The sequence below is a fragment of the Pantoea sp. GM_Pan_3 genome, assembly GCF_026541045.1.
GTDB lineage: Bacteria > Pseudomonadota > Gammaproteobacteria > Enterobacterales > Enterobacteriaceae > Pantoea > Pantoea anthophila.
Window position 1 is genome coordinate 25,385 of record NZ_JALNVA010000007.1, and the last position, 26,123, is coordinate 51,507.

Annotated in this window: 24 protein-coding genes; 8 read left to right on the forward strand and 16 right to left on the reverse strand. The window is 58.5% G+C overall.

What is annotated here, in order from left to right; translation table 11 throughout:
- Positions 1–60: 60 nt before the first annotated feature.
- A complete protein-coding gene (locus OXR04_RS18045; protein ID WP_140923906.1) occupies positions 61–540 on the forward strand; it encodes a DUF1456 family protein in 480 nt (159 codons plus the stop codon).
- A 492-nt stretch (positions 541–1,032) separates the two neighbouring features.
- Here OXR04_RS18045 and OXR04_RS18050 read toward each other — a convergent pair whose 3' ends face one another.
- Complete coding sequence (locus OXR04_RS18050; protein WP_033736487.1) at positions 1,033–1,896, reverse strand: carboxylate/amino acid/amine transporter; 864 nt, start codon at positions 1,894–1,896, stop codon at positions 1,033–1,035.
- Positions 1,897–2,269: 373 nt separating this feature from the next.
- On the opposite strand from OXR04_RS18050, the gene glpT reads away from it, so the two are divergent.
- Positions 2,270–3,610, forward strand: coding sequence for a glycerol-3-phosphate transporter (glpT, locus tag OXR04_RS18055; protein WP_267372591.1), 1,341 nt, complete (start codon positions 2,270–2,272; stop codon positions 3,608–3,610).
- 46 nt (positions 3,611–3,656) lie between these two features.
- Here the strand turns inward: glpT and yigL are convergent, their stop codons facing one another.
- Together yigL and pldB are read right to left on the reverse strand one after the other, a co-directional pair.
- Positions 3,657–4,457, reverse strand: a complete 801-nt coding sequence (gene yigL / locus OXR04_RS18060) for a sugar/pyridoxal phosphate phosphatase YigL (RefSeq protein WP_009088476.1) — start codon at positions 4,455–4,457, stop codon at positions 3,657–3,659.
- A gap of 52 nt (positions 4,458–4,509) precedes the next feature.
- Positions 4,510–5,502 carry a lysophospholipase L2 gene (gene pldB, locus OXR04_RS18065; protein WP_267372590.1) on the reverse strand — a complete coding sequence of 331 codons (993 nt, stop codon included), beginning with the start codon at positions 5,500–5,502 and terminating at the stop codon, positions 4,510–4,512.
- Between the two features lie 112 nt (positions 5,503–5,614).
- On the opposite strand from pldB, the gene rhtB reads away from it, so the two are divergent.
- Positions 5,615–6,238 carry a homoserine/homoserine lactone efflux protein gene (gene rhtB, locus OXR04_RS18070; protein ID WP_003854387.1) on the forward strand — a complete coding sequence of 208 codons (624 nt, stop codon included), beginning with the start codon at positions 5,615–5,617 and terminating at the stop codon, positions 6,236–6,238.
- Between the two features lie 61 nt (positions 6,239–6,299).
- Here rhtB and OXR04_RS18075 read toward each other — a convergent pair whose 3' ends face one another.
- From OXR04_RS18075 to pldA, 4 genes are all read right to left on the reverse strand, one after another.
- On the reverse strand, positions 6,300–7,100 hold the full coding sequence (locus OXR04_RS18075; protein WP_267372597.1) for a DUF1460 domain-containing protein: 801 nt from the start codon (positions 7,098–7,100) through the stop codon (positions 6,300–6,302).
- Positions 7,101–7,305: 205 nt separating this feature from the next.
- Positions 7,306–7,929, reverse strand: coding sequence for a threonine export protein RhtC (gene rhtC, locus OXR04_RS18080; RefSeq protein ID WP_009088470.1), 624 nt, complete (start codon positions 7,927–7,929; stop codon positions 7,306–7,308).
- A 12-nt stretch (positions 7,930–7,941) separates the two neighbouring features.
- On the reverse strand, positions 7,942–9,768 hold the full coding sequence (recQ, locus tag OXR04_RS18085; RefSeq protein ID WP_009088468.1) for an ATP-dependent DNA helicase RecQ: 1,827 nt from the start codon (positions 9,766–9,768) through the stop codon (positions 7,942–7,944).
- 24 nt (positions 9,769–9,792) lie between these two features.
- Positions 9,793–10,671: a phospholipase A gene (gene pldA / locus OXR04_RS18090; protein ID WP_267372589.1), complete on the reverse strand. Its 879-nt coding sequence runs from the start codon at positions 10,669–10,671 to the stop codon at positions 9,793–9,795.
- Positions 10,672–10,864: 193 nt separating this feature from the next.
- On the opposite strand from pldA, the gene OXR04_RS18095 reads away from it, so the two are divergent.
- A complete protein-coding gene (locus OXR04_RS18095; protein WP_009088464.1) occupies positions 10,865–11,335 on the forward strand; it encodes a thioesterase family protein in 471 nt (156 codons plus the stop codon).
- A 20-nt stretch (positions 11,336–11,355) separates the two neighbouring features.
- Positions 11,356–12,255 carry an EamA family transporter RarD gene (gene rarD / locus OXR04_RS18100; RefSeq protein WP_267372588.1) on the forward strand — a complete coding sequence of 300 codons (900 nt, stop codon included), beginning with the start codon at positions 11,356–11,358 and terminating at the stop codon, positions 12,253–12,255.
- On the opposite strand, the gene OXR04_RS18105 is transcribed toward rarD, so the two are convergent.
- The 9 genes from OXR04_RS18105 to OXR04_RS18145 all read right to left on the reverse strand — a co-directional run bounded on the left by OXR04_RS18105 (position 12,226) and on the right by OXR04_RS18145 (position 22,981).
- Positions 12,226–13,278: an AbrB family transcriptional regulator gene (locus tag OXR04_RS18105; protein ID WP_111208478.1), complete on the reverse strand. Its 1,053-nt coding sequence runs from the start codon at positions 13,276–13,278 to the stop codon at positions 12,226–12,228. The two genes, rarD and OXR04_RS18105, sit on opposite strands and share 30 nt — an antisense overlap.
- 96 nt (positions 13,279–13,374) lie before the next feature.
- On the reverse strand, positions 13,375–14,328 hold the full coding sequence (corA, locus tag OXR04_RS18110; protein ID WP_009088458.1) for a magnesium/cobalt transporter CorA: 954 nt from the start codon (positions 14,326–14,328) through the stop codon (positions 13,375–13,377).
- A gap of 302 nt (positions 14,329–14,630) precedes the next feature.
- Entirely contained in the window at positions 14,631–16,793 is a 2,163-nt protein-coding gene (uvrD, locus tag OXR04_RS18115) for a DNA helicase II (RefSeq protein ID WP_009088456.1), read from the reverse strand.
- A 112-nt stretch (positions 16,794–16,905) separates the two neighbouring features.
- Positions 16,906–17,622, reverse strand: coding sequence for a 5-amino-6-(5-phospho-D-ribitylamino)uracil phosphatase YigB (yigB, locus tag OXR04_RS18120; protein ID WP_009088454.1), 717 nt, complete (start codon positions 17,620–17,622; stop codon positions 16,906–16,908).
- Complete coding sequence (xerC, locus tag OXR04_RS18125; RefSeq protein WP_058958097.1) at positions 17,619–18,524, reverse strand: tyrosine recombinase XerC; 906 nt, start codon at positions 18,522–18,524, stop codon at positions 17,619–17,621. The genes yigB and xerC overlap by 4 nt, the downstream gene beginning before the upstream one ends.
- Entirely contained in the window at positions 18,521–19,225 is a 705-nt protein-coding gene (locus tag OXR04_RS18130; RefSeq protein ID WP_009088449.1) for a DUF484 domain-containing protein, read from the reverse strand. The genes xerC and OXR04_RS18130 overlap by 4 nt, the downstream gene beginning before the upstream one ends.
- Positions 19,222–20,046 (reverse strand): diaminopimelate epimerase, encoded by an 825-nt coding sequence (dapF, locus tag OXR04_RS18135; protein WP_009088448.1) that lies wholly within the window; start codon positions 20,044–20,046, stop codon positions 19,222–19,224. Before dapF ends, OXR04_RS18130 begins: the two co-directional genes overlap by 4 nt.
- A 28-nt stretch (positions 20,047–20,074) precedes the next feature.
- Complete coding sequence (locus OXR04_RS18140) at positions 20,075–20,275, reverse strand: lipoprotein (RefSeq protein ID WP_009088446.1); 201 nt, start codon at positions 20,273–20,275, stop codon at positions 20,075–20,077.
- 147 nt (positions 20,276–20,422) lie between these two features.
- Complete coding sequence (locus OXR04_RS18145; RefSeq protein WP_009088443.1) at positions 20,423–22,981, reverse strand: class I adenylate cyclase; 2,559 nt, start codon at positions 22,979–22,981, stop codon at positions 20,423–20,425.
- A gap of 317 nt (positions 22,982–23,298) precedes the next feature.
- Between OXR04_RS18145 and hemC the strand changes: the two genes are divergently transcribed.
- The 3 genes from hemC to hemX are packed head-to-tail and all read left to right on the forward strand — an operon-like array spanning position 23,299 to position 26,123.
- The gene (gene hemC, locus OXR04_RS18150; RefSeq protein ID WP_111208493.1) at positions 23,299–24,240 is read left to right on the forward strand and encodes a hydroxymethylbilane synthase; all 942 of its coding nucleotides are present in this window, start codon (positions 23,299–23,301) and stop codon (positions 24,238–24,240) included.
- Positions 24,237–24,965, forward strand: a complete 729-nt coding sequence (hemD, locus tag OXR04_RS18155) for a uroporphyrinogen-III synthase (protein ID WP_046100954.1) — start codon at positions 24,237–24,239, stop codon at positions 24,963–24,965. The genes hemC and hemD overlap by 4 nt, the downstream gene beginning before the upstream one ends.
- A 24-nt stretch (positions 24,966–24,989) precedes the next feature.
- Complete coding sequence (hemX, locus tag OXR04_RS18160) at positions 24,990–26,123, forward strand: uroporphyrinogen-III C-methyltransferase (RefSeq protein WP_267372587.1); 1,134 nt, start codon at positions 24,990–24,992, stop codon at positions 26,121–26,123.

The window sequence follows — 26,123 nt, forward strand, 5'->3', positions numbered from 1 at the left end:
GACGCCGGCAAAATCCCCTATAATGCGCAGCCTGTCGACTGACCATGAGAAGATCTCACCATGACTAATAACGATATTCTGCGCAGCGTGCGCTACATGCTTAATCTGAGCGATGCCGGAATGGTGAAGATTTTTGCGCTGGCGGAATGTGAGGTACCCGAGACGGATATTCAGGCGTGGCTGAAAAAAGATGACGACGCCGCGTTCCGTCCCTGCCCTGATGTGCTGATGGGGTATTTTCTGAATGGCCTGATTTTTTACCGTCGTGGTAAAAGCGAAGAGGCGCCTGCCCCGTCGATCGAGCGCAAAATGAATAACAATATCTTCATGAAGAAACTGCGTATCGCGTTCGATCTGAAAACGACCGACATTCCTGACGTGCTGAAGCGCGCGAACTTTACCGTGTCGCAGGCGGAAGTAGGAGCGATTTTCCGCAAGCCCGACCATAAGAACTACCGCGAGTGTGGCGATCAGATTCTGCGTAACTTCCTGAAAGGGCTGGCGATGATCCAGCGTCCGAAGAGTGATAAGCCGGCTTAATCTCTGATCGCTTCTGGCCCCTGCGTGGTCAGAGGTGGCGCATCTGATCGCAAAGAAAGCCTGCATCCATGCAGCGCGGCCTCGCCATCCCTGGCTCGGACGCTTTGCTCCTCAGCTGCGCCACCCCTTCCCTCCCGCTTCATCAGGGCTTTGACAAGAGCAGCACCGGGCCAGCCATGCGGCGGACGCTTTACTTCTCAGCCTGCCATTCCCTCCTTCATGCTCGCGCTGAGCCACGCATTTAACAGCGATGGGGCTGTTGCGCCTCCAGGCTTTACTACCCTTGCATCACTCCTTCATGCTCGCGCTGAGCCATGTATTAAACAGCGATGAGGCTGTCACGCCTCATGGGCTGGCGCGTCAGAAGAGCGAAGCGTCCGGGCCAGGGATGGCCCGGCCGATCCACAGGGAGGTGAGATTCCTTCGCGATCGGACGCGCCAGCCCGGGAGGCCTCACCTGACCCACAGCCACTGATTAGGCGCGATTCTCCTTTAAGATCGGCTGCTGCGCCCCACCACCCAGCGCTTATGCACCCACAGCGAGGCGAGGATCACCAGCGCACCCGCAATAAAGCTCGGCCAGTGCGGTTTCTCCTGCCAGATTGCCAGATTCACCAGCAGCCCGGCGGGAACGTGCATGTTATTCATAATGCCCAGCGTGCCGGCATCGACCTGCGTTGCACCATAGTTCCACATAAAATAGCCCAGACCGGAAGCCGCAACGCCCAGCCAGACCAGAATGCCCCACTGCAGGGAGGTGGTCGGCAACTTCTGCGGATTACCCCAGGCGCACCACGCGATCACGGCAATCACGACCGCACCCAGATAGAACCAGGAGAAGGCGGTGTGCTGCGGCATCGGACGGGTCTCCTGCAGACGCTTATACCCAACCATTCCCGCCGCAAAACAGATGTTTGCCAGCTGCACTAACAGCAGCCCGAACCAGAAATGATCGCTGACTTTGTCATAACGGATAATCGCCGCACCGGCCACCGCCAGCAGCGCACTGAACACATAACCGATGCGCAGCGGACGACGGCTGATCAGATCGTAAATCAGCGTCACGTACAGCGGCGTCATCACCGTAAACAGCAGGAATTCTGAAACGCTCAGATAGAGATAGGCTTCAAAACTCAGCAGATACATCACCCCGAGCTGCAGCATCCCCACCAGCATATAAAGCAGCAGCGTTGAAGGGCGGTAGCCGCGCCAGCGCAGGAAAGGCAGGAAGACCAGCGCAGCCAGCGCCAGACGCATCAGAACGGAAAACCAGCTGTCCACCTGCCCGGCAAGGTATTCGCCAATCAGACTGAACGAAAAGGCCCACAGAATAGTGGTAATAATTAATAAGAACACGGTCATGACCCTGAAATTAACAGGCCGTCAGTGTAAACAATGTGCTGCCATCAGGCTGTGAAATCTGGTTGACATCTGACTATAAAACATTCGATCAGAATCTTTAAGCAGCGGACCGTTTACACAGACTGACATAACTGTCGACAGAACCGCTTTTCCGCCAGACAAAATGCGCGAAATGATCCATCAGGTGAACACTTTCGCTCTCAACTGTAATAAAACTGTAACAAATGTGTCATCCATCACAGTAACGCTGCGCAACTAACACTATTCTTTGCGCGAAATGGAACATCGGATGGCCATTTTCTCCTCTTTTCCTGCTTCAACCTGCCGGGAATTCAAAAACCATAATGTGCCCTGGAGGGCCTCACTGATGCTGAGCATTTTTAAACCTGCGCCACGCCAGCCACAGGTGGCAGAGGATCGTGTCGATCCCCTCTACCGTCGTCTGCGCTGGCAAATTTTCATCGGGATCTTCTTCGGTTATGCCGCCTACTATCTGGTCAGAAAAAACTTTGCGCTCGCGATGCCCTATCTGGTCGAGCAGGGTTTTTCGCGGGGCGATTTAGGGTTTGCCCTGTCGGGCATCTCCATCGCCTACGGCTTTTCAAAATTCATCATGGGATCGGTGTCGGACCGCTCAAACCCGCGCGTCTTCCTGCCGGCTGGCCTGATTCTGGCCGCGGCGGTGATGCTGATCATGGGATTTGTGCCCTGGGCGACCTCCAGCATCATGGTGATGTTTGTACTGCTGTTTATCTGCGGCTGGTTTCAGGGGATGGGCTGGCCGCCGTGCGGACGCACCATGGTTCACTGGTGGTCACAGAAGGAGCGCGGCCGGATCGTCTCGGTCTGGAACTGTGCCCATAATGTGGGCGGCGGTATTCCCCCGCTGCTGTTTCTGCTGGGCATGGCGTGGTTTAACGACTGGAAAGCGGCGCTCTACATGCCCGCTTTTGGCGCGATTGCCATTGCGATTCTGGCCTTTGCGCTGATGCGCGATACCCCGCAATCCTGTGGCCTGCCGCCGATTGAAGCGTATAAAAACGACTATCCGCCCGACTACGATGCCAGCCATGAAGAGGAGCTGACGGCAAAGCAGATCTTCATGAAGTACGTGCTGCCGAACAAGCTGCTGTGGTACATCGCGCTGGCCAACGTGTTTGTCTATCTGCTGCGCTACGGCATCCTCGACTGGTCTCCGACCTATCTCAAAGAGGTGAAACACTTCACGCTGGATAAATCCTCCTGGGCCTACTTCCTGTATGAATATGCGGGGATACCGGGGACGCTGCTCTGCGGCTGGATGTCGGATAAAGTGTTCCGCGGCAATCGGGGGGCGACCGGGGTGTTCTTTATGACGCTGGTCACCGTCGCGACCGTCATCTACTGGCTCAATCCGGCGGGTAACCCCGGCGTCGATATGGCCTGTATGATCGTGATTGGCTTCCTGATCTACGGTCCGGTGATGCTGATTGGTCTGCACGCGCTGGAGCTGGCCCCGAAAAAAGCGGCAGGAACGGCAGCGGGCTTTACCGGCCTGTTCGGTTACCTGGGTGGGTCGGTGGCCGCCAGCGCCATTGTCGGTTACACCGTCGACTACTTCGGCTGGAATGGCGGCTTCCTGGTGATGATCGCAGGCTGCGTGCTCGCCGTTATTCTGCTGCTCCTGACCATGGTCAGCGAACACAGACACAAACAGAAAATCGCCTGACGGCATAAAAAAAGGGCCGGATAACCGGCCCTTTTCATTCATCTGCTTATGCGAGGTAGAGTGCGCGCAGCGTCTGCGGCACCGCATCATCCGCATTTGATCCAATCACTTCCAGCGCCGGCAGCGTATCTTTCAGCCGCTGATGAGCGTTCTGCATGATACAGCCCTTACCCGCCATGCTCAGCATCTCCACATCGTTCATGCCGTCGCCAAAGGCGATACAGCTTTGCAGCGAATGACCCAACTGCTTCGCCACGGCTTCCAGCGCATGCCCCTTCGACACGCCGCCCGCCATGACCTCCAGACAGGTAGGTAATGAGAAGCTGACGTTAACGCGGTCACCCCAGCGCGCTTCAATGGCCTGCTCCATCGGGATCAGATGTTCAGGGTTTTCGCAGGTGAAGAAGACTTTGCTGATGTTATCGGTTGGCAGCAGACCTGGCTCATAGACCTGATAATTGAATACCGACTCGCGGAAGTAATCCTGTTCCGCCGGACTTGAGCGGCTGACAAACCACTCATCATCCCGGTAGACGTGAGTCAGGATTTCGTTGTGGTGATATTGCAGGCCAAACAGATCGCTGGCGATGTCGGCATCCAGATTGTGACTGAAGACCAGTTCGCCCGCCGCGTTGTGAACGCGCGCGCCGTTTGAAGTGATCATATAAGCCGGAATCGCCAGGCTGTCGCGCATCTGTCCGACATCGATATGATGACGGCCGGTCGCGAAAACGAAGTGAATATCTCTGGCGACCAGCTGCTGCAGCGTTTCGCGTGCAAATGGGGTCAGGCGATGTTCGGGAGAAAGCAGCGTGCCATCCAGGTCGGATGCAACGATGTGGTACATGAAAACCTCGGGTATCGGAGTCTGCCGGCTTTCGCCGGTCGGATAAATAACGTCAGTGATGCGCTGAAAAGAAGTCGACCACTGCATTGAGCGCTTCGGCACGCATCGCGTCTTTTTCAAACAGGATCTCATGACGCGCGCCGTTGATCACCCGCGGCGTGTTGCCCTCACACGGATGACCCGCCGCAGCCATCGCGGCACAAAACAGGTCCTGTGAACGGTTATCGACCACCCGATCCTCGCTGGCCTGTAACACCAGCAGCGGCGTGGTGATCTTATCCACCTGGCTGATGATGTTACGACCGGCATGGATGCCTTCGCGCACCCAGTGATAGGTCGGCCCGCCAACGCGAATCGCCGGATCATCAGCATAAAAGCGCAGGTTACGCCGGTAACGCTCAGCACTGTGCGTCAGCCGGTTGATGCCAAACGGATGCGCGCGCCAGCGTCCGGTGCCGAGCGCATAGCCATCGCGCACCGCCGGGCGTTTCTCCGCCCAGTCGAGTATCCGGTGGGTCAGGAAGGCGGGCAACGGCAGCGCAATACCAAACATCGGGGCCACCAGGGCAACCGCATGAAAAGCCTGCGGCTGCCGCGCCAGAAACAGCGTTAATATTGCGCCCCCCATCGAGTGAGCCAGCGCATAACGCTGCTGATAGTGTCCGCTGACGATCTCTTTCAGATAGAGGGTTTCGAGATCGTCGACATAGTGGGTAAATTCCACCACGTGGCCACGGTGTGAGTCCTCCAGCAGACGATCGGAGCGCCCCTGGCCGCGATGATCGAGGATCACCACATCGAAGCCACAGTGAAACAGATCGTAGGCCAGCTCGGGGTATTTGATGTAACTCTCAATGCGGCCGGGCACAATCAGGATGACACGCGTATGTTTCGGTGACGTGAACCGGACGTAACGTAATGTCAGATTGCCGACGCCGGTAAACTCACGCTCTTCACGGCTGTGCCAGAAGTCGAGCAGCGGACCGGTTGCAAAGGCAGCAAAGGCTTTTTCGCGTCGCAGCCAGCTGGCTTTGTGTGGATTCATTCGCCCTCCTGATGACCGGATAAAGAGTCCCTGTTGCCGTACGCAGGCCGTAGCGCCGCGCTTATTTCTGGCGTATTGTGTCACACTTCCGCCCCTAAAGAGAGCGCAACCCATGACCATCGAATGGTGGCTGACCTATCTGCTCACCACCACAATTCTCAGCCTGTCGCCCGGCTCCGGCGCGATTAACACCATGAGTACCGGCATCAGCCACGGCTATCGCGGCACGGTGGCCTCCATCTCCGGCCTGCAGGTCGGGCTGGCACTGCATATTGTGCTGGTAGGCATCGGGCTGGGCGCGCTGTTTTCCCAGTCGCTGCTCGCCTTTGAGATTCTGAAATGGGCCGGTGCGGCCTATCTGGTCTGGCTAGGTATACAGCAGTGGCGCTCAGCGGGCGGTATCGACCTGGACGCGGTCGCTAAAGCGATGCCGCGCCGTCGCCTGTTCAAACGTGCCGTGCTGGTGAACCTGACCAACCCCAAAAGCATCGTCTTTCTGGCGGCGCTCTTCCCGCAATTTATTCAGCCGCATCAGCCGCTCTTTATGCAGTATCTGGTGCTGGGCGTGACGACCGTAGTGGTCGATATCATCGTGATGATTGGCTACGCCACGCTGGCAACCCGCATTGCGGGCTGGATTAAAGGGCCAAAACAGATGAAGCTCATGAACCGCATTTTCGGCGGACTGTTTATGGCGGTCGGCGCCCTGCTGGCCAGCGCCAGGAAGATCGCCTGATCCTGACGCGCCGGCCCGCCAGGGCCGGCGCGTCAGGGCCGGCGCGATCGCTTCTCTTTCATCACACCGCCGGCACGGCACGCAGCACGATGATGCCCGGCACTGACCGCATATATTCCCTGAACGGCGCATCGACAACCCGGCGGTTTTCAGCCCGCGAGGAGGCGTTCCTGAACCACAACCGGCCATCGTGCCGGACGGCAATCCCCACATGTGAGACATCCAGCCCCGCCGCGGGCGTGTAAACCCCGACGTAATCGCCATTCTGAATCTGGTTAAGCAGCCGGGGCGTAAGGGCGCGGGCCGGAATGTAAGTGATCGGACGCGGCATCACGCCCAGACCCGGCACTTTTTCTGTTCCGCTGGCCTGACGATTGAGTGGCTTCATCACCGTCACCGCCGCCGGGCTCAGTGTGCGGGTGACGTCATCGGCAATCGGCGGGCTGTCAGCAGCCCAGTCGGAAAAAAAGTGGCGCCGTTTCAGGTAGCTGACCTCGCCATCCCGATAACGGGTGCGGATAAGGCTGGCTTCAAAGCTGGGGCGATCGTGGCTTTGGCTCAGCGCCTGCACATAATCCAGCAGCGTAAAGCAGTCCACCCCGTAGAGGTTGATCACCAGCGCTTCGGGCGTCGCAGGCGAGCCGATCAGCGTATGGGCCTGATAAGGTGTCCCGAGAAAAGCCGCAGAGATCCGGCTAATCCTGTCACCCTGCGGCAGGCCGGGCGCAGGAAGCTGCGCCAGCATCGACGTCACCTTATCCGTCCGGATCGGCTGCGATGCCGGATAACGGGTCGCCGCTGGCGACATGCAGGCGCTGATGCCCGCACTCATTAACAGCAGCAGCAGCGCTTTCATTCTCATCATCCTGTTCCTGCAAAAATATGCCCGGTTACCGACCTTACCAGAGGTGATGCCTCGGTGGATTAACACCGGGTGACGATTGAGTGACGGTTAAGGTAACGGGATAAACGGTGGAGCAGAGTGTGATCGCTGTCACATGAGGAAGAGACGACGGGAGGTGAGAGCCATGCCGGACGCGCCTCGTGCACGCCGGCATCCGCGATGCTTAGCGGGAGATAATCAGATGGATGCCGAAACCGGCAAAGAGTACCCCTGCCATACCATCCACCCATTTTGCCAGGCGCTGATATTTCGCACGCATCCACGGCAGGGCAAAGATTGCCGCCACCAGCGCAAACCAGGCAAAAGTTTCTGCGATGATCAGCAGGAACAGCCCCCAGCGCTCCGTCGCGCCGACATCATCCCCGACAAACAGCGAGAAGACGCTGCCGAAGTAGATAATCGCTTTGGGATTTGAGAGATTCGTCAGCAGCCCCTTGAGAAAGCTCATGCCGCGTTTTGGCAACTCGACCACCGGCTCATCCTGCTGCGGCTGTTTATGGCGCTGACGTGCCGAGCCCATCAGCTGCCAGCCCATCCACAGCAGATAGAGTCCGCCACCGACCATGATGATCTGGTGCAGCCAGGCCATTTTCTCCAGAATCAGATGCAGCCCCATCAGCGCCACTCCCGCCCAGACAACGATACCAAGCGTAATGCCCAGCACGCCCATCATCGCCTCTTTGCGTGAGCGGCTGGCAGCCGTCTGTGAGACGAAAAAGAAATCCGGGCCGGGGCTCATCAGCGCCACCAGGTGTACCAGCGCCACAGTGGCAAATAACATCAGCATAATCAGTGTCCTTTACTCTTCATCGAGATGCTCTTTGATCATCACCAGGAAAGGTTTGCCAAAGCGCTCCAGTTTGCGGTGACCCACGCCATTGACGCTGAGCATCTCTGACGCGCTGACCGGCATCTGTTCTGCCATTTCAATCAGTGTGGCGTCATTGAACACCACGTAAGGCGGAATATTCTCTTCATCGGCGATCGCTTTTCGCAGCTTACGCAGCTTGGCAAAGAGCTTGCGATCGTAGTTGCCACCGTGAAACTTCGCCGGACTGCTGCTCTTCGTCTTCGCGGTAATCAGGCGCGGCACCGCCAGCATCAGGGGGACTTCACCGCGCAGCACCGGGCGGGCAGCTTCGGTCAGCTGCAGCGCCGAATGCATGGCAATGTTCTGCGTGACCAGCCCCAGATGGATCAACTGACGTAACACGCTGACCCAGTGCTCGTGGCTCTGATCTTTGCCAAGTCCATAGACCGGCAGTTTGTCATGGCCCTGTTCCCGGATACGCTGATTGTTGGAGCCGCGCAGCACCTCCACGATATAGCCCATGCCGAAACGCTGCCCCACGCGGTAGATGCCGGAAAGCGCCTTCTGCGCCTCGACCAGACCATCATACCGTTTAGGCGGATCGAGACAGATATCGCAGTTATCGCACGGCTGCTGGCGCCCCTCACCAAAGTAGTTGAGCAGCACGAGGCGGCGGCAGGTCTGCGCCTCCGCAAACGCGCCCATGGCGTTGAGCTTATGGCGTTCAATATCCTGCAGCGGCCCCGGCACTTTCTCTTCCAGACACTTACGCAGCCAGGCCATATCTGCCGGGTCGTAAAGCATCATCGCCTCGGCGGGCAGGCCATCACGGCCGGCACGGCCGGTTTCCTGGTAATAGGATTCGATGTTGCGCGGGATATCAAAGTGAACCACAAACCGGACGTTGGGCTTGTTGATGCCCATCCCAAAGGCCACCGTCGCCACCACGATTTGCAGATCGTCACGCTGAAACGCTTCCTGCACTCTGGCGCGCTGTTCGCTGTCGATACCGGCATGATAGGCCCCGACGCTCAGCCCCCGGCTCTGCAGGCGCGCGGCGGTGTCTTCCACCTTCGCCCGGCTGTTGCAGTAGATAATGCCGCACTTGCCGCGCTGATCCTGCACGTAGCGCAGCAGCTGATCGGTGGGCTTAAATTTTTCCACCAGGGTGTAGCGGATATTGGGACGGTCGAAGCTGCTGATCTGGATCAGCGGGTCCTGCATGTGCAGCAGGTTAACGATGTCGTTACGGGTGGTTTCATCGGCGGTCGCGGTCAGCGCCATCACCGGCACCTCCGGGAAGCGTTCACGCAACCGGCCCAGCGCGCCATATTCCGGACGGAAATCGTGCCCCCACTGCGAGATACAGTGCGCCTCATCCACCGCCAGCATCACGGGCTGCCAGTGTGCCAGATTGTCGAGGAAGTTATCCATCATCAGGCGTTCAGGGGCGATGTAGAGCAGCTTCACCCGACCGGTGCGGCAGTCAGCCATCACCGTCTGCTGCTGTTCGCGCGTCATAGTGGAGTTGAGACACGCCGCGGCCACGCCGTTTGCCAGCAGCTGATCGACCTGATCTTTCATCAGTGAGATCAGCGGCGAGACCACCAGCGTCAGGCCTTCGCGCACCAGCGCCGGGATCTGATAGCAGAGCGATTTACCGCCGCCGGTGGGCATGACCACCAGACAATCGCGCCCGCTCAGCGCCTGATTGATGATCGTCTGCTGACCGGGACGAAACTGCTGGTAGCCGAAGGTATCCTGCAATACCTGCTGCGCCAGCGCTTCCTGATTGAGAACTGCCGAGGTTGCCACGCGATTCCTGTCGTACGTTAGGGATTAGAACAAGTCGTTGAGCGTTACACCCACACCCAGACGCGTCTGGCGATGGTTGTAATCGATCAGTGATTCACCGTAGCCGCTGAACACCTGCGTATAGAAGCGGACATGCTCACTGATTGGGTAGCTCCAGGCCATCGTCGCACCGCCATAACCGCTGTTCCAGTTATAGTTGCCTTCAACGCTGAAGATACTGTCGCCCAGCTTATAGCCCAGCCGGGTGCGGTAATAACCCATATATTTGGTGATATCGGGGTTGTCGTCATTATTTGCCCCGTCCGGGATGCGATACCAGGGTTTGATCTCCGCCAGGAAGTTCCCGTTCTCCGCCATCAGCCGCGCATAAACGCGGTTCCAGCTGCGCGAAGTGGGATCGCTGCGCCCGTTAGACTCATGATTCAGACCCAGTTCGACATCCCGCAGTGTCCAGCCACCCAGCGAAAAATCCGTGGCCCAGCCAAGGAAAATCTGCGGCTCATAATTGGTCTCACGGAAGGGCGAGGATTCACCGCGATTCGACAGCTGCCACCAGGAGCGCTGGGTGTAAGAGGCGGCCAGCACCGAGTTATCACCCAGAATACCGCGCCACAGCGGAAACGCCAGGCTGAGCTGGAATTTCACTTCATCTTTGCGGGCATTTTCTCCCCAGTTATAGGAGGAGATCGCCTCTTTATTCAGGTCGCTGGTGTAGGTGTAGAGCAGATAGTTGTTCTCGTAAGGATAGAGAACAAACGGATTATCATGCTTCTCCAGCAGGTTAGCAATGATGCTGCCCTGAACCTGTGGCGCGTCATGAACCTCTTTGATCTGAGCTTCATCTGCCTGCGCCAGCGCAGGAATTATCAACATTGCCGCCAGCAAGGCGCGATGCTTACGCATAAAATTCTCCGGTGAGCGCTGCGTATCAAAACAACTGAAAGGGTGTCGTAAAAAGCAGGCCATTCTACACGCAAATGGCAGTGAGCAAGAGTGCTGATTTCTTAAACTGGAAACCCCCTCGCAGGCGGCATAGAATACACAACTCATTCAGATTGCGCGCCCCTCTGGCCCGATTTTTTCAGGACACATCATCATGTCATCACCCGTGCTGACACCGCAGGACGCTCGCCAGCTGGTCGGCGAAATTTTCGTTTATCACATGCCCTTCAATCAGGCGCTGGGTCTGGAACTGATGCGCCTGGAGGCGGACTACGCCGAAATCAGCTTTGCCAACAAAACCATGCTGGTGGGCAACCAGGCACAACAGATCCTGCACGGCGGGGTGATCGCGTCGGTTCTGGATGTGGCGGCTGGCATGGTCTGCGTCAGTAACGCACTGACCCGCCAGGAGAGCATCAGCGAAGCCGAGCTTCGCCAGCGTCTCTCCCGCATGGGCACCATCGATATGCGCGTTGACTATCTGCGCCCCGGACGCGGCGAGCGCTTTACTGCCACCAGCAGCCTGCTGCGTGCCGGTAACAAAGTCGCCGTGGCGCGCGTCGAGCTGCACAACCAACAGGGCGACTATATCGCCACGGCAACCGCCACCTATCTTATCGGCTAAGCACGCCATCTGAATCTCATATGAATACGCAACAAACCCGCCAGGGCGTGGGTTTCGCCCTGGGGGCTTACTTTATCTGGGGCATCGCGCCAGCATATTTCAAACTGGTGAAGCAGGTTCCGGCCACGGAAATCATGACGCACCGGGTTATCTGGTCTGCGCTGTTTATGCTGCTGCTGATTACGCTGAGCCGCAGCTGGCCCGTCGTACGCAGCGTGTTATCTCAGCCAGCAAAAGTGCTGATGCTGGCGCTGACCGCGCTGACCATTGGCGGCAACTGGCTGCTGTTTATCTGGGCGGTGAATAATCAGCATATGCTGGAAGCCAGCCTGGGATACTTTATTAATCCGCTGATTAATGTGGTGTTCGGCATGCTGTTTCTGCGCGAGCGTTTCCGTCGTCTCCAGTGGCTGGCGGTGCTGCTGGCCACCCTCGGCGTGCTGGTACAGCTGTGGCAGTTCGGTTCGCTGCCGGTGATTGCGCTGGGGCTGGCGCTGAGCTTCGCCCTGTATGGTCTGGTGCGTAAAAAGATTCAGGTCGATGCTCAGAGCGGCATGCTGATTGAGACCCTGTGGCTGTTCCCCCTGGCGGCCATCTATCTGTTCGGCTTTGCCGACAGCCCTACCAGCCATCTCTCCGCTAACCCGCTGAGTCTCAACCTCAGGCTGGTCGCGGCAGGGATTATCACCACCATTCCGCTGATGCTGTTTGCGGCGGCCTGCAGCCGGCTGCGTCTCTCCACGGTTGGCTTCTTTCAGTATCTCGGCCCGACCCTGATGTTTATCCTGGCGGTCGTTTTCTACGGGGAAACCATTACGCCAGACAAGATGGTCACCTTTGGCTTCATCTGGCTGGCGCTGCTGGTGTTTGTCTGCGATGCGGTGGCGTTTTCATTCCGCACCCGTGCGCGCGTAGCGTGAAATAAAGCGCGCCATCGCCGGACCGGTCAGCAGGATGGTGAACAGACGCAGCGTCTGTAACGCCATCACAAAAGCCATGTTGACCTGGGTGCCCGCGGCAATAATCGCCACCGTGTCCAGCCCGCCCGGACTGGTGGCGAGATAGGCGGTCATCAGATCGATATCCAGCATCTGCGTCAGCATCCACGCCAGCCCGCCACACAACAGCATCAGCCCGAAGATGGAGGCGAGCATCTGCGGCAGCGTGCGCAGCGCCAGCAGGAAAATCGGACGGGTGAACCGGAGCCCGACACTCCAGCCGATCAGCGCGTAGGCCAGAGCCAGCAGCCACTCCGGCACCTGGAGTACCGCAACACCGCTGCCGTTCAGTGCTGCCCCCGCCAGCGCGGGCAGCAACAGCGCCCCCGACGGGATGCGCAGCCGGGTGCCCAGCCACGCGCCCGCCAGCATCACCGCCAGCGTGATGACAAAGCCGCGATTCAGGGCGGGAAACCAGAGCAGCGAGACGCTGTGTGCCTCATCCCCCAGGCCGATACGTGCCACCAGCGCCGCCGCCGAGGCGACAAACAGCACCCGCAGATACTGCATGAACGCCACCAGCCGCACGTCGGCCCCAAAGTCGCCCGCCATCGCCACCATGGCGGATGCGCCACCCGGTGACGATCCCCAGGCACCGGTCGGGCCAGGCAGCTGACTGAAACGCACCAGCAGAAAACCCGATACGCCGCTGGCCGCCAGGGTCAGCAGCAGCACCGCCAGCACCACCGGCCACTCCTGAATCAGCGGCGTCAGAATCGACAGCGACAGGCTCTGTGCAATCATGCAGCCCAGTACCGCCTGCGCCAGCAGGAACAACCGCCTGTCGATGCGCAGCGTTGCGCCTGATAACCCCATCACCACGCCGACCACCATCGGGCCCAGCAGCAGCGCCGCGGGCACCTGAAAGTGGTGCAGCAGCGTCCCCAGCAGGACCGACACCAGCAGCAGCAGCGCCCACTGCGCGCGTAAGGATAAAGCGTCCATAAAAGTTAATTATTTGTAAAAACAAGGGGAACAGAGTACGCAGAAATGGCGACGGGAGCCAGCAGAACGGGCCATCGACGATGGCCCGGAACGTTTTTACAGCCAGTTTTTACGTTTGAAGTAGAGATAGGGTGCCAGGCCCGCCAGGATCATCAGGCCAATCGCCGCCGGATAGCCAAAGCTCCACTTCAGTTCCGGCATAAACTCGAAGTTCATCCCGTAGCTGGATGCCACCAGCGTCGGCGGCAGGAAGACGACGGAGACCACCGAGAAGATCTTGATGATGCGGTTCTGCTCGATGTTGATAAAGCCCATCGCGGCCTGCATCAGGAAGTTGACCTTCTGGAACAGCGATTCGTTGTGCGGCAGCAGCGACTCGATATCGCGCAGGATTTCACGCGCCTGCTCCAGCTGGTTGCCCGGCAGACGCGCTTTGCGCACCAGGAAGTTCAGGGCGCGCTGGGTATCCATCAGGCAGAGACGCACTTTCCAGCCGATATCTTCCAGCTCTGCCAGGCGGGACAGCGCCTGATCGTACTCTTCGCCCTGCTGACCTTCCATAATCACCCGGCTGAGTTTCTCCAGCGCGCTGTAGATGTTTTCGATCTCATCCGCCAGCTGTTCGATTTTGGTCTCGAACAGGTCGAGCAGCAGCTCAAACGCGTTGCCGTCGATCAGGGTCTGGTTTCGGGCGCGCATGCGGTAGAGACGGAAAGCGGGCAGTTCGCGTTCGCGCAGGGTATAGAGGCGGCCTTCACGGATGGTGAACGCCACCGTGGAGTTACCGGCGTGGTCGTCCGCATCTTCATAAAAGAAGAAGGAGTGGATGTGCAGACCATCTTCATCTTCGAAGAAACGCGCCGACGCCTCGATATCTTCCAGCTCAGGTCGGGTTGCCAGGCTCTGGCCCAGCTCACACTGCACCCGGTCACGCTCGCCCTCTTCCGGCTCGATCAGATCGACCCAGACGGAGGTGGTCAGCTTGTCGTTTTCGTCTTCCAGCTCCAGTCGCGTCAGGCGGCTGTGGTCCAGTTTAAATGCGCTCAGCATAGCAATACTCCCCATTGCAGACTAAATGGGACAAGGCAATCCGCCGTTCCTCGACACAGAACGGGCGGCCTGAACACGGAAACAGAGTTTCAAAGGTAAATCAGTGCTGACTCGTGCGACGGGATCAAAAAGGGAGGTCGCTGATAACCGCTAAGGCTACCCGCGTAAAGAGGTAGCCTTAGATGTTATGCCTGGTATCCAGGTCATTGAGCCAGCATCGACTGGGCGTGTCCAAGGCGTTGTCCTCTCATGATAATAGTGGGCGCATGTTACGCTGAGACGAAAAAGCCGTCAACCGCACGCTAAAGCGTTTCCAGCTTCGCGTAAGCCGCCACCAGCCACTTGATTCCCTGCCCCTGAAACGCCACCTGCAGGCGGCTGTGCTCGCCGCTGCCTTCCAGGTTAATGATGGTGCCTTCACCAAATTTGGCGTGATGAACACGCTGGCCCAGCGAGAATCCGCTGTCATTTTTGGTCACCGGTGCCCCCATCCGCTGATGGCTGACCGGACGACTGACGCTGGCGCGCAGCCGCACTTCTTCAATGCACGTTTCGGGCAGCTCACCGATAAAACGGGAAGGACGGTGATACACTTCCTTACCATAGAGTCGGCGGGTTTCGGCGTAGGTCAGCGTCAGCTTGAGCATCGCTCGGGTGACGCCGACATAAGCGAGACGACGCTCCTCTTCCAGCCGGCCCCCCTCATCCAGCGACATCTGGCTCGGGAACATCCCCTCTTCCATGCCGACGATGAAGACCTGGCTGAACTCCAGCCCTTTTGCCGAGTGCAGCGTCATCAGCTGAACCGCATCCTGCCATTTGTCCGCCTGACCTTCGCCCGCTTCCAGCGCCGCATGAGATAAAAACGCCTGCAATGGCATCAGATCTTCATCTTCGTCCTGATAGCTGAACTGGCGGGTTGCCGTCACCAGCTCCTCAAGGTTTTCGATTCGCGCCTGACCCTTCTCGCCTTTCTCCTGCTCATACATCAGCCACAGACCGGAGTCTTTGATCACCCGATCGGTCTGAACATGAAGCGGTAATTCGGCGGTTTCGGTCGCCAGGGAATCGACCAGCTCACAGAAGCGTTGCAGCGCCGAGGCGGCCCGGCCAGCCAGCGCACGGGTTTGCAGCAGTTCGCGCGTCGCCTGCCACAGTGTCATCTGACGTTCGCGGGCAGTCTGACGCACCACGTCGAGCGTCCGATCGCCCACGCCGCGCGTCGGGGTATTGACCACACGCTCAAACGCCGCGTCGTCATTGCGGTTCGCGATCAGACGCAGATAGGAGAGCGCATCTTTGATCTCCTGACGTTCAAAGAAGCGCATGCCGCCATAAATCCGGTAGGGCATGCTGCTCTGCAGCAGCGCCTCTTCCAGCACACGCGACTGGGCGTTACTGCGGTAGAGAATGGCGCAGTCATTGAGTGCCCCGCCGTTCTCCATCCAGACCTTGATGCGGTTAACCACGAAGCGCGCTTCATCCAGCTCATTGAAGGCGCAGTAGATAGAGATCGGTTCCCCATCGCTGCCATCGGTCCAGAGCTCTTTACCCAGCCGGCCATTGTTATTGGCGATCAGGGCGTTGGCGGCTTTCAGGATGTTATTGGTTGAGCGGTAGTTCTGCTCCAGACGGATGGTTTCCGCGCCGGGGAAATCCTGCAGGAAGCGCTGGATATTTTCGACCTGCGCGCCACGCCAGCCGTAGATCGACTGGTCATCGTCACCCACAATGATCACCCGGCCGCTGTCACCCGCCAGCATCCGAATCCAGGCATACTGAATGTTATTGGTATCCTGGAACTCATCCACCAGCACGTTGGTAAAGCGTTCGCGGTAGTGATTCAGAATGTGCGGCTTGTTGAGCCATAACTCATGCGCGCGCAGCAGCAGCTCGGCAAAGTCCACCAGACCGGCGCGGTCGCACGCTTCCTGATAGGCCTGATAGATGCGCAGCCAGGTCTGCTCAATCGGATTGCCGTAGCTTTCGATATGCTTTGGCCGCAGGCCTTCATCTTTTTTGCCGTTGATGTACCACATGCCCTGGCGCGCAGGCCACTGCTTCTCATCCAGATTCATCGATTTAATCAGACGCTTAAGCAGGCGCAGCTGATCTTCACTGTCGAGGATCTGAAAGTCCTGTGGCAGACCGGCGTCAAGATGATGAGCACGCAGCAGGCGATGCGCCAGACCGTGGAAGGTCCCGATCCACATCCCGCCCTGGCTGGTGCCAATCAGCTGCTCAATACGGTGACGCATCTCCGCCGCCGCTTTGTTGGTAAAGGTCACCGCCATAATGGAATAGGGTGAACAGTTCTCTACCGACATCAGCCAGGCGATGCGATGCACCAGCACCCGCGTTTTGCCACTGCCCGCGCCTGCCAGCACCAGCAGGTTACTGCGCGGGGCTGCTACGGCCTCACGCTGATTGTCATTTAACCCATCGAGCAGTTCAGAAACGTCCATAAGCACCGGTTACCAAAGAGAAAACGCCGTCATCGCGCGCGGTAGTGCGCCTGCCACAGACAAGGCTGGCGGCAAAGCTGAAAGCGGCAACGACTGGATAAATTTACAGCCATTATAGCAGTGAGGTGAGTGATGCCAACCGCGAAATTTCGACATGCGGCAACAGGCGCGCGTCCGGGATATGCATCAGGTTGCCCTGCCGCAGGTTAATCCAGCACGCCTGCAGCCCGCCGCGCAGCGAACCCGCCACGTCAGTGGTGAGATCGTCGCCCACATGCAGGATATGGTGGGGGGCGATGGCAAGCCGCTGCGCCGCCAGCTGATACATATCCTGCCACGGCTTGGCGCGCCCGTCGGGCCCGGCGCGCAGAGTGAACTGAAAATAGCCGGCAATACCCATTTTTTCCGGGCTGGCGTTGCCGTTGGTGATCGCCACCAGCGGCACCTTCTCCGCCAGCGCTTTCAGCGTCTGATGGGTTTCCTCCGGCATCACAACCTGACTCCGCCACTGGTGGAAGACCGCCATCACCTCTGCCGCGCCCGCCGTGGCTTCCGCCGCAGAGAGGCCGATATTCAGCATCGCCAGCTCAACCGAACGGCGGCGCCACTCCGAAACGTCGTGAAAGATGTCGGGCTCTCGCTGCAACAGCTCATCACGCAGTTGCTGATAATCCTGCGGCGTAAAGTCGCGCAGCGCCGGATGAAAAGCCTGTAACGCGGCATGAGACTCCAGCGTGGTGCGGCGGATCACCGGGTAGTTATCGTAAAGCGTGTCATCAAGGTCGAAAGTCATGGCTTTGATGGCCGACAGCGGACGATAAAACTTCATTCGTTCTTTCCTCGTTTGGCGCGGGGATGCGCAGCGTCATACACCGAAGCCAGATGCTGGAAGTCGAGATGGGTATAGATCTGGGTCGTCGACAGGTTCGCATGCCCCAGCAGCTCCTGCACAGCGCGCAGATCGCCGCTGGATTCCAGCAGATGCGTTGCAAAGGAGTGACGCAGCTTATGCGGATGGATATGACTGGCGACGCCCTGGCGAATGCCCCATTCGGCGAAGCGCTTCTGCACGCTGCGCGGCGAGATGCGGTTGCCGCGCGTTGAAAGAAACAGCGCATCATCCTGACAGCCGAAGGTCTCACGCAGCGGCAGCCACTGTTCGATCCAGGTCACCGCCGTGCGGCCAATCGGCACCCGGCGCTCTTTACTGCCCTTACCCACCACCCACACCTCACCGGAATCGAGGTCAACGTGGCGGCAATCCATATTGACCAGTTCAGAGAGACGCAACCCGCCGCCATACATCACCTCCAGCATCGCCCGGTCGCGAACGGCCAGCGGATCGCTGAGATCGATCTCCAGCAGCTGATTCACTTCGTCAACGTCGATATTCTTCGGCAGATGGCGCGCTTTACGCGGCGTCATCACCCCTTTGGCGGGGTTAGCGGCGAGCATACCCTGACTGACCTGCCAGTCCAGGAAACTGCGCAGGGCGGAGAGACGCAGCGCAAGGCTGCTGGCCGAGAGTCCGGCGCGGCGGCTGCGCGCCGCCATACTGCGCACCTGGGCGGGCTCCAGCGCGGCCCAGCTGCTGAGCTTCATCTCATCCGCAATCGCGACCAGCGCAGCGAGCTGGCGCGCATAGCTGCTCTGGGTCAGCGGACTTAACTGGCGTTCCACTTTCAGGAAGCGCAGAAATCCGTCAACGGCCTCCTGCAGCGCGCTGCTCATGCGCGTTCAACCCAGCGCGACAGCAGACCTGGCATCATCTGTGACAGGTGCTGCAACAGCAGCGTTCCCATGCCTGACTGATAGTGCTGGCTGTCGCGGCTGCTGAAAATCAGCACGCCGAGGTCGCCCGCTTCGCCCATCAGCGACATCGCCACCGAGCCGATCGCTTTAGCCTGCGGCAGCAGCAGCAGCAGTTCCGGGCCGTTGATGTTGCCGAGATAGTGGTGCTGATGACCGAAACGCTGAATACGCAGCGGTTCGAAGGCCTGACGCGACAGGCTCAGCTGGAAGAAATCGGAGGGGGCACCCAGCAGCCATTTATCGCTGAACAGCCGCACGTTGGCGCCCGCCAGCCCCAGCTCTCGCGCCCAGCGATGCAGACGGTTGAGCATATCCTGCAGGGAGTCAGCCGCGGCCAGATGGCTCTCCAGCGACAGCAGACGATCAAACAGCTCATGGTTGGCGCTGGCCTGCTCCATCAGCAGCGTGATCTCCTCTTCCAGCCGCTGGATGTGGTTGCGCTGACGCGCCATATGCCACTCAACCAGCGAGACGCTGCCGCGAACCGGATGCGGCACGGCCATCTGTTCCACTTCGCGGGCGTTACGGATAAAGAAATCGGGATTCTGCCGCAGATAATCACTGACGGCCTGATCGTCCAGCAGAACCGAACTGTCAGCCTGCTCTTCGATATTTTTCATAGATGAATAAACCCATCGTAGACGTGTGTCGCAGGACCGGTCATGTAGAGCGGCTGTCCGGCCCCTTTCCAGGTGATATGCAGGGTTCCGCCGGGCAGATCGACACGCACTTTGGGTGCCAGAATGCCCTGCTGGATGCCGCATGCCACGGCAGCACAGGCGCCGCTGCCGCACGCCTGCGTTTCTCCCGCGCCGCGTTCGTAGACGCGCAGGCGGATGTGTTCGGGATTGACGATCTCCATGAAACCCACATTGACCCGCTCCGGGAAGCGCTCATGGCTTTCCAGAATCGGGCCCAGCAGTTCAACCTGTGCGGTTTTCACACTTTCAACCTGAATCACGCAGTGCGGATTGCCCATCGACACCGCGCCCAGCATCACCGTCTGTTCGGCCACGCGCAGCAGATAGAGGTTTTCCGCTTTGTTGGCACGGAACGGCACCTGCTGCGGCTCAAAGTTCGGTTCGCCCATGTTCACGCGCACCTGATCGTCCGGCGTCACGGTTAACACCATGCGGCCATTCTGGGTACTGACCCGGATATCGCTTTTGTTGGTCAGCCCTTTCAGCTGCACAAAGCGGGCAAAGCAGCGTGCGCCGTTACCGCACTGAGCCACTTCGCTGCCGTCGGCGTTGAAAATGCGGTAGTGGAAATCGAGATCGGGATCGTAGGGCGGTTCAACAATCAGCAGCTGATCGAAGCCGATCCCCAGATGACGATCGGCCAGCCGGCGGATCAATTCCGGCGAAAAGAAGACGTTTTGCGTCACCGCATCCACAACCATAAAATCGTTGCCGAGACCGTGCATTTTGGAGAACTGCATTTTTTGCTCCGCCGGGTAAGCCATCAGATTAGTTCGCTTTTACGCCTGAATTGCCGGTTACCAGCCCGCCCACATCGGCTTTAGAGGCGTCCGCTTTCTGGCGTTCGGTCGGCGCTTGTTGTTTCTTCGGCTGATCCTTCGGCGGGAAGTAAAGCGGCCCTTTCAGACCACAACCTGCAAGGCTGATTACTGCCAGTGTCATGGCAAACAGGCTTATCACTTTCTTCATTCTTTATGCTCTTCATGTCCTTTACCTGGATGCTTATCATCGCAGTTGAAGGTGGAAAAGCAACAGGAAATCCCCGCAAATAGCGTGAACCTGATAAGCGGTCAGGAAGCGCGCGGCCACCTGCTGAACGCAGGCAGCCGGTCGGCATCAGTGCACCTGATAGCGAGGCTGATAGTCGCTGTTGTCGTTGTCAGGCTGGCTGGTGCAGAGCTGGGTCAGCGTCTGACTGCGGAACGGTATCACCTGAAAACGCTCGCCGGTGTTCACTATCTGGTAGAACTGCGGCAGGTTAAAGTTGATGAAGCTCGACCCGTAGGTAAAGCGATCGTGCGAGGAGGAGTAGAACCGGCTGACGTCGCGCACCAGCTCCTCTTTGCTGCCTTCGCAGTGATGATAAACCTCAACCCGGTTGGACTCATCCAGGATGTAGATGTTGAAGCCCTGGTCGTCCGTCGTGTTCTCGAAAAAGAACTGAATAATGCCTTCGCTGGCATAGCCGTTGACCACCGGCGGCAGCGGCGTCTGGTTGGTTTCGACTTTGATCGACAGCCCGTGCAGCTTGTTATTGGAGATCGCGCCATAAAACTCCACCGCGTTTTCCAGCTTCTGCACGGAGACGCTCATGCGTTCAAAGAAGAGTCCCCAGGTCTGGCCAGCCATACGCAGCGCCTTGAAGCGGCCAGGCTCCTGACGCGTGCTGGAGAGGCGCAGCTCAATGCACTCGGACACCAGCTGCTGAACGCGCGTGCGAATCAGACCGCGCAGATGCTGGCTGTAGCAGAAGACTTCTACCGTGTCTGGCGGTGCGGCATCCTGGTGCATCTTGCCCAGAATGGTTTTCAGTCCCTCGATCATCGCCTGTTCACCGCTGAAGTGCAGGGTTCGCACCTCATTCCATGAGTTACGGTAGAGCAGGTCAATGCTGCCAATCAGACACTGCTGCTGCTGACCAAAGCTGAAGACATCGAGTTTGCGGAAGTCAAAATGCACCACCTGATTGCGGAAGGCCGCCGTCGGATCGTGCTCAAGGTTCACGATAATCGCCAGGTGACGAATTTCGCACGGGCTGTAGAGCGCTTTGGGCGTCGGCGCAGGCAGGCGCAGCGGGAAGTGGCTGGAGACGTCGTTAACCAGCTCCTGCAGGCGCGCCAGATCGCAGGTGTCATTGCCTTTGATATGCAGCCGGGTTTTGCGGGTCAGCAGGCCATTGAACCACGCCCACGCCACCAGCTTGTTCAGATAGCGGTTATATTCCAGCGGCTGATGGCTGATGATCGAATCCATATCCGGCGCCTGATTATAGAGATACCAGCCGGAGCGGTTGGCACGGCCAGGCGGCACATGAATAAAGGTCAGGTTCGGCTCAGAGAGATCGGGTGAAATCTGCGGGTTCACCAGCGTCACTTTGCCCGGCAGCGCCTCAAAGGCGGCATACAATTTACGGGTCAGCACGCCGATATCCTGCGGGCTGGCGCTCACGCTTAAATTGTTACGGCGGGCAAAGCGGATCAGGTTGCGATAGCTCTGCATCATCGCATCCAGCAGTTCATTGTGGGCTTCACGCACGCGCTCGATTTTCCACCCGGCGCGGTTATCCAGGATAGCGAGCTTCTCGTCGTTCCAGCCCCACTCTTTCACCAGCTGCGATAAAATTTCGCGACGCCAGCCGCTGCGCTGCGGATGGTCGTCCGTGCTGAGCTTTTCGCACACTTTAAGATAGAAACAGCGCCGCACCAGGTCGAGACGCGGCTGATCGTCGATGCTGGTCAGATAGTGTGTCACGCGCTCCAGCATCATGCAGTAAGGGTCCAGCCCGAAGCAGATGATTTCGCCATCGTGCAGACGTTGTTTAATGTCCATCGCCAGCAGCTGGGTGTTCGGATATTCCCAGCTGTAGGCTTCCAGCAGCAGGGTCTTCAGCACCGCTTTATAAGGCGAATCGATGCTCTTATAGAGCTGCCACAGGCTGGCACCGAAATACTCTTCCGCCGACAGGGTGCCAAGGCCGCCCAGATCGAGCCACTCGTTAGGCGTCAGCACCCCTTTGGCATAGAGCGACATCACGTAATCGTCGTAGTGATGCTCCTCTTCGCCCGGCACCATATTCCACAGGAGGCGTTTACCCGCCATACGCACCGCGGTGCGGTAAAACTCATCCAGCAGGAGAATGTGTTGCGTTGAGCCGCAATCTTCCCCGCCCAGACTGCCGCTTTCGTTGTGACGGAAGCGGTTCTCGTCGATCAGGAAGAAGCTCACTTCCACGCCCATCGAGACGCACCACTTCTGCAGCAGCGTGCATTTACGCTGCAGATTCAGGCGCTCTTCATTATCCAGCCAGGATTGATGGCAGACCCAGATATCGAGATCCGAGACGCTGTTCTGCCCGACAGAGGAGGTGCTGCCCATAGAGTAGATCGCCGTGATCGGCATTTCGCCTTTCGGCGCATCGGCATGGCGCAGGTCGCTGTCACCGGTGAGATCGGCCAGCAGCTGACGCTGGTTTTCATCAGGCGTGAAAAAGCTGATGCCATGTGGAACGTTACCTTCGAGGTAACCCGGCATCTGCGGATGTTGATAATGTAATAAGGTTGGCAGCAGACTGTAGACGCGCTGAAAAGCGGGTCCCATGGCAGCCAGCGCACGATCAACGCGCAGCTGGTTGATTGCATCCAGTCTCTGTTTCAGTGTCTCAATGTAGAGGTACAAGACGTTTCGCCTGATTGTCCCAGTGTTTAAGCACCCTGTTTCCCCGCTCTGCCGCTTATAAAAGTAAAAAAGTGGGCAGATAATTGCTGGAAACGTGATCAATCTAACACCCGGCAGATTGACCGTAAAGAAAGTTGCGCTACTTAACAGTTTAGCACGTTCTTACCAGCTTCCCGCCTTTTCAGCACTGGTTCCCACGTGATGGCTTGATAAACCGGGCCTGAAACCGCTCACAGGCCGTTTTCAATCCGTTGAAACTGACAGTATTCACCCAGAGATGATAGGATATTCAGTGAACGATAAAAATGGTTAACAGCATGTTAGACAAAATTTTCAGAATTGCTACAAGACAAAGCCCGCTCGCATTATGGCAGGCACATTATGTACAGCAACGCCTGATGAGCGCCCATCCGGGACTGCGCGTTGAACTGGTGCCAATGGTCACCAAGGGTGACATTATTCTTGATACGCCGCTGGCGAAAGTCGGCGGTAAAGGGCTGTTTGTCAAAGAGCTGGAACTGGCGATGCTGGATGGCCGGGCCGATATGGCGGTGCACTCAATGAAAGATGTGCCGGTCGATTTCCCTGAAGGTCTGGGCCTCGTAACCATCTGCGAGCGCGACGATCCGCGCGATGCGTTCGTTTCTCATCATTATGACAGCCTGGACGCGCTGCCTCAGGGTGCTATTGTCGGTACTTCCAGCCTGCGTCGTCAGTGCCAGATTAGCGCGCGCCGCCCGGATCTGGTGATCCGCTCGCTGCGGGGCAATGTGGGCACCCGTCTGAGCAAACTGGATGCAGGTGAATATGACGCGATTATTCTCGCCGTTGCCGGGCTGAAACGTCTGGGACTGGAAGATCGTATTCGTCAGGCGCTGCCTGCTGAAGTCTCCTTACCCGCCGTGGGCCAGGGCGCAGTCGGTATTGAATGCCGTCTGGATGACACCACCCTGATCGGCCTGCTGCAGGCCCTGAATCACGATGACACGGAAGTCTGTGTCAGAGCGGAACGCGCCATGAATACCCGTCTCGAAGGGGGGTGTCAGGTGCCTATCGGCAGTTTCGCCGTGCTGGAAGGCGATGAACTCTGGCTGCGCGGCATGGTCGGTGCACCGGATGGTCATGTGATGGTCAGCGGCGAGCGTCGTGGTCCGCGGGATCAGGCCCGCGAGATGGGCATTTCACTGGCCGACGAGCTGCTGGACGGTGGCGCCCGTGAGATTCTGCAGGACGTTTACCAGGGGCAGCCACCGGCATGACCATTCTGGTGACGCGCCCGGAACCCGCCGCGGCAGAGCTGGTGTCACGCCTGCATGCCCTTGGCAGGCAGGCGTGGAGCCTGCCGCTAATCGAGTTCGCACCGGGCGCGGACCTCCCCTTTCTGCCTCAGAAGCTCGCCGCCCTCCGCCCGGGGGACCTGGTTTTCATTCTTTCTCAGCAGGTTATTCACTACGCGCAGCACGCGATCAAAGCATGGCCCGGCGAGCTGGACTATTATGCAATTGGTCGCAGCACTGCGCTGGCGTTTCACACCGCCAGCGGCCGGCAGGTAACATGGCCCCATGCTCATGAAACCAGTGAAGAATTGATTCAGCTGAATACGCTGCAGCAGATTGCCGGTAAACGTGCGCTGATCCTGCGCGGCGACCCCGGACGCGAATTGCTGGCAGAGACATTAACCCGGCGTGGTGCTGAGGTGACGTTTGCTGCCTGTTACCAGCGCTGTCAGAAGCATTACGACGGACCGGTCGAAGGCCGCCGCTGGCGCGATCGCGGCGTCTCGGTACTGGTGGTCACCAGCGGTGAAATGTTACAACAGCTCTTTTCGCTGTTCCCCGCAGTTGATCGCGAGGAATGGCTGCTCAACTGCCGACTGATTGTCGTCAGTGAACGTTTGGCTACCCTGGCCGCAGGATTGGGTTGGCAGGATATTCAGGTAGCCGATGGTGCCGATAACGATGCGCTGCTGCGCGCGTTACGATGAACTTAACAATGGGATGTGCCACATATGACGGAACAAAAAGACTCCTCCGCCATGGTTGAAGAAACCACCCCAGCGGTCGACCGCTCTCTCTCCAGCAACGACACGCCTCCGCGCAATGCGAATAAAGGTGGCATGGCGCTGGGGGCAGTGGCGATCGTCATTGCGCTGGCGATGGGTGCAGGTTTATACCTTTACGGGAAACATCAGGCTGATTTACAGGCACAAACCAATCAGAAGCTGAGTGAGCAGCTGAGTGCGCTGCAGCAGCAGGCCAGCAGCGACAAACAGCAGCTGACCCAGCAGCTGAGCGGCGCTGAAACCGCACTGCAGACGGCACAGGCTCAGCAGAACGCGTCAGCCAAAGAGCTGGAAACCCTGCGTGAAAAAATGGCCGTGATTTCCGGCAATGACGTGCGCAGCTGGTTGCTGGCTCAGGCCGATTATCTGGTGAAGCTGGCTGGCCGCAAGCTCTGGAGCGATCAGGATGTCACGACCGCCGCTGCGCTGCTGAAAAGCGCCGATGCCAGCCTGGCCGACATGAACGATCCCAGCGTAATGAACGTGCGTCGCGCCCTGACCCAGGATATTAGCAATCTCTCCTCCGTCACGCAGGTCGATTATGACGGCGTGATCCTCAAGCTGAATCAGCTGTCGAACAACGTCGATAATCTGCGTCTGGCAGACAACGACAGCGATGATGCGCCGATGGACAGCGATGGCGGCGAACTGTCGGGTTCCGTGCGCGAGTGGCGTCAGAACCTGGTGAAGAGCTGGCACAACTTTATGGATGACTTTATTACCATCCGCCGCCGCGATAACACCGCTCAGCCGCTGCTGGCCCCGAATCAGGATGTCTATCTGCGGGAGAATATCCGCTCGCGTCTGCTGATCGCAGCGCAGGCTGTGCCGCGTCATCAGGATGAGATTTACAAACAATCTATCGATACCGTCTCCGCCTGGGTTCGTGCCTGGTATGACACTAACGATGCGGCAACGAAAGCCTTCCTTGCCCAGCTGGATGAGCTGAGCCAGCAGAACATCAATATGGATCTGCCTGACACGCTGGAAAGCCAGCCGTTGCTGGAACAGCTGATGCAGACCCGTGTGCGGAACCTGTTAGCACAGCCCTCTGCCGCTGCCACTCAGCAGGGAGGCTAA

Coding starts and splice junctions, on each gene's coding strand:
- OXR04_RS18045 (WP_140923906.1), top strand. CDS start 61: ATGACTAATAACGATATTCTGCGCAGCGTGCGCTACATGCTTAATCTG.
- glpT (WP_267372591.1), top strand. CDS start 2,270: ATGCTGAGCATTTTTAAACCTGCGCCACGCCAGCCACAGGTGGCAGAG.
- yigL (WP_009088476.1), bottom strand. CDS start 4,457: ATGTACCACATCGTTGCATCCGACCTGGATGGCACGCTGCTTTCTCCC.
- pldB (WP_267372590.1), bottom strand. CDS start 5,502: ATGAATCCACACAAAGCCAGCTGGCTGCGACGCGAAAAAGCCTTTGCT.
- rhtB (WP_003854387.1), top strand. CDS start 5,615: ATGACCATCGAATGGTGGCTGACCTATCTGCTCACCACCACAATTCTC.
- OXR04_RS18075 (WP_267372597.1), bottom strand. CDS start 7,100: ATGAGAATGAAAGCGCTGCTGCTGCTGTTAATGAGTGCGGGCATCAGC.
- rhtC (WP_009088470.1), bottom strand. CDS start 7,929: ATGCTGATGTTATTTGCCACTGTGGCGCTGGTACACCTGGTGGCGCTG.
- pldA (WP_267372589.1), bottom strand. CDS start 10,671: ATGCGTAAGCATCGCGCCTTGCTGGCGGCAATGTTGATAATTCCTGCG.
- OXR04_RS18095 (WP_009088464.1), top strand. CDS start 10,865: ATGTCATCACCCGTGCTGACACCGCAGGACGCTCGCCAGCTGGTCGGC.
- rarD (WP_267372588.1), top strand. CDS start 11,356: ATGAATACGCAACAAACCCGCCAGGGCGTGGGTTTCGCCCTGGGGGCT.
- OXR04_RS18105 (WP_111208478.1), bottom strand. CDS start 13,278: ATGGACGCTTTATCCTTACGCGCGCAGTGGGCGCTGCTGCTGCTGGTG.
- corA (WP_009088458.1), bottom strand. CDS start 14,328: ATGCTGAGCGCATTTAAACTGGACCACAGCCGCCTGACGCGACTGGAG.
- uvrD (WP_009088456.1), bottom strand. CDS start 16,793: ATGGACGTTTCTGAACTGCTCGATGGGTTAAATGACAATCAGCGTGAG.
- yigB (WP_009088454.1), bottom strand. CDS start 17,622: ATGAAGTTTTATCGTCCGCTGTCGGCCATCAAAGCCATGACTTTCGAC.
- xerC (WP_058958097.1), bottom strand. CDS start 18,524: ATGAGCAGCGCGCTGCAGGAGGCCGTTGACGGATTTCTGCGCTTCCTG.
- OXR04_RS18130 (WP_009088449.1), bottom strand. CDS start 19,225: ATGAAAAATATCGAAGAGCAGGCTGACAGTTCGGTTCTGCTGGACGAT.
- dapF (WP_009088448.1), bottom strand. CDS start 20,046: ATGCAGTTCTCCAAAATGCACGGTCTCGGCAACGATTTTATGGTTGTG.
- OXR04_RS18140 (WP_009088446.1), bottom strand. CDS start 20,275: ATGAAGAAAGTGATAAGCCTGTTTGCCATGACACTGGCAGTAATCAGC.
- hemC (WP_111208493.1), top strand. CDS start 23,299: ATGTTAGACAAAATTTTCAGAATTGCTACAAGACAAAGCCCGCTCGCA.
- hemD (WP_046100954.1), top strand. CDS start 24,237: ATGACCATTCTGGTGACGCGCCCGGAACCCGCCGCGGCAGAGCTGGTG.
- hemX (WP_267372587.1), top strand. CDS start 24,990: ATGACGGAACAAAAAGACTCCTCCGCCATGGTTGAAGAAACCACCCCA.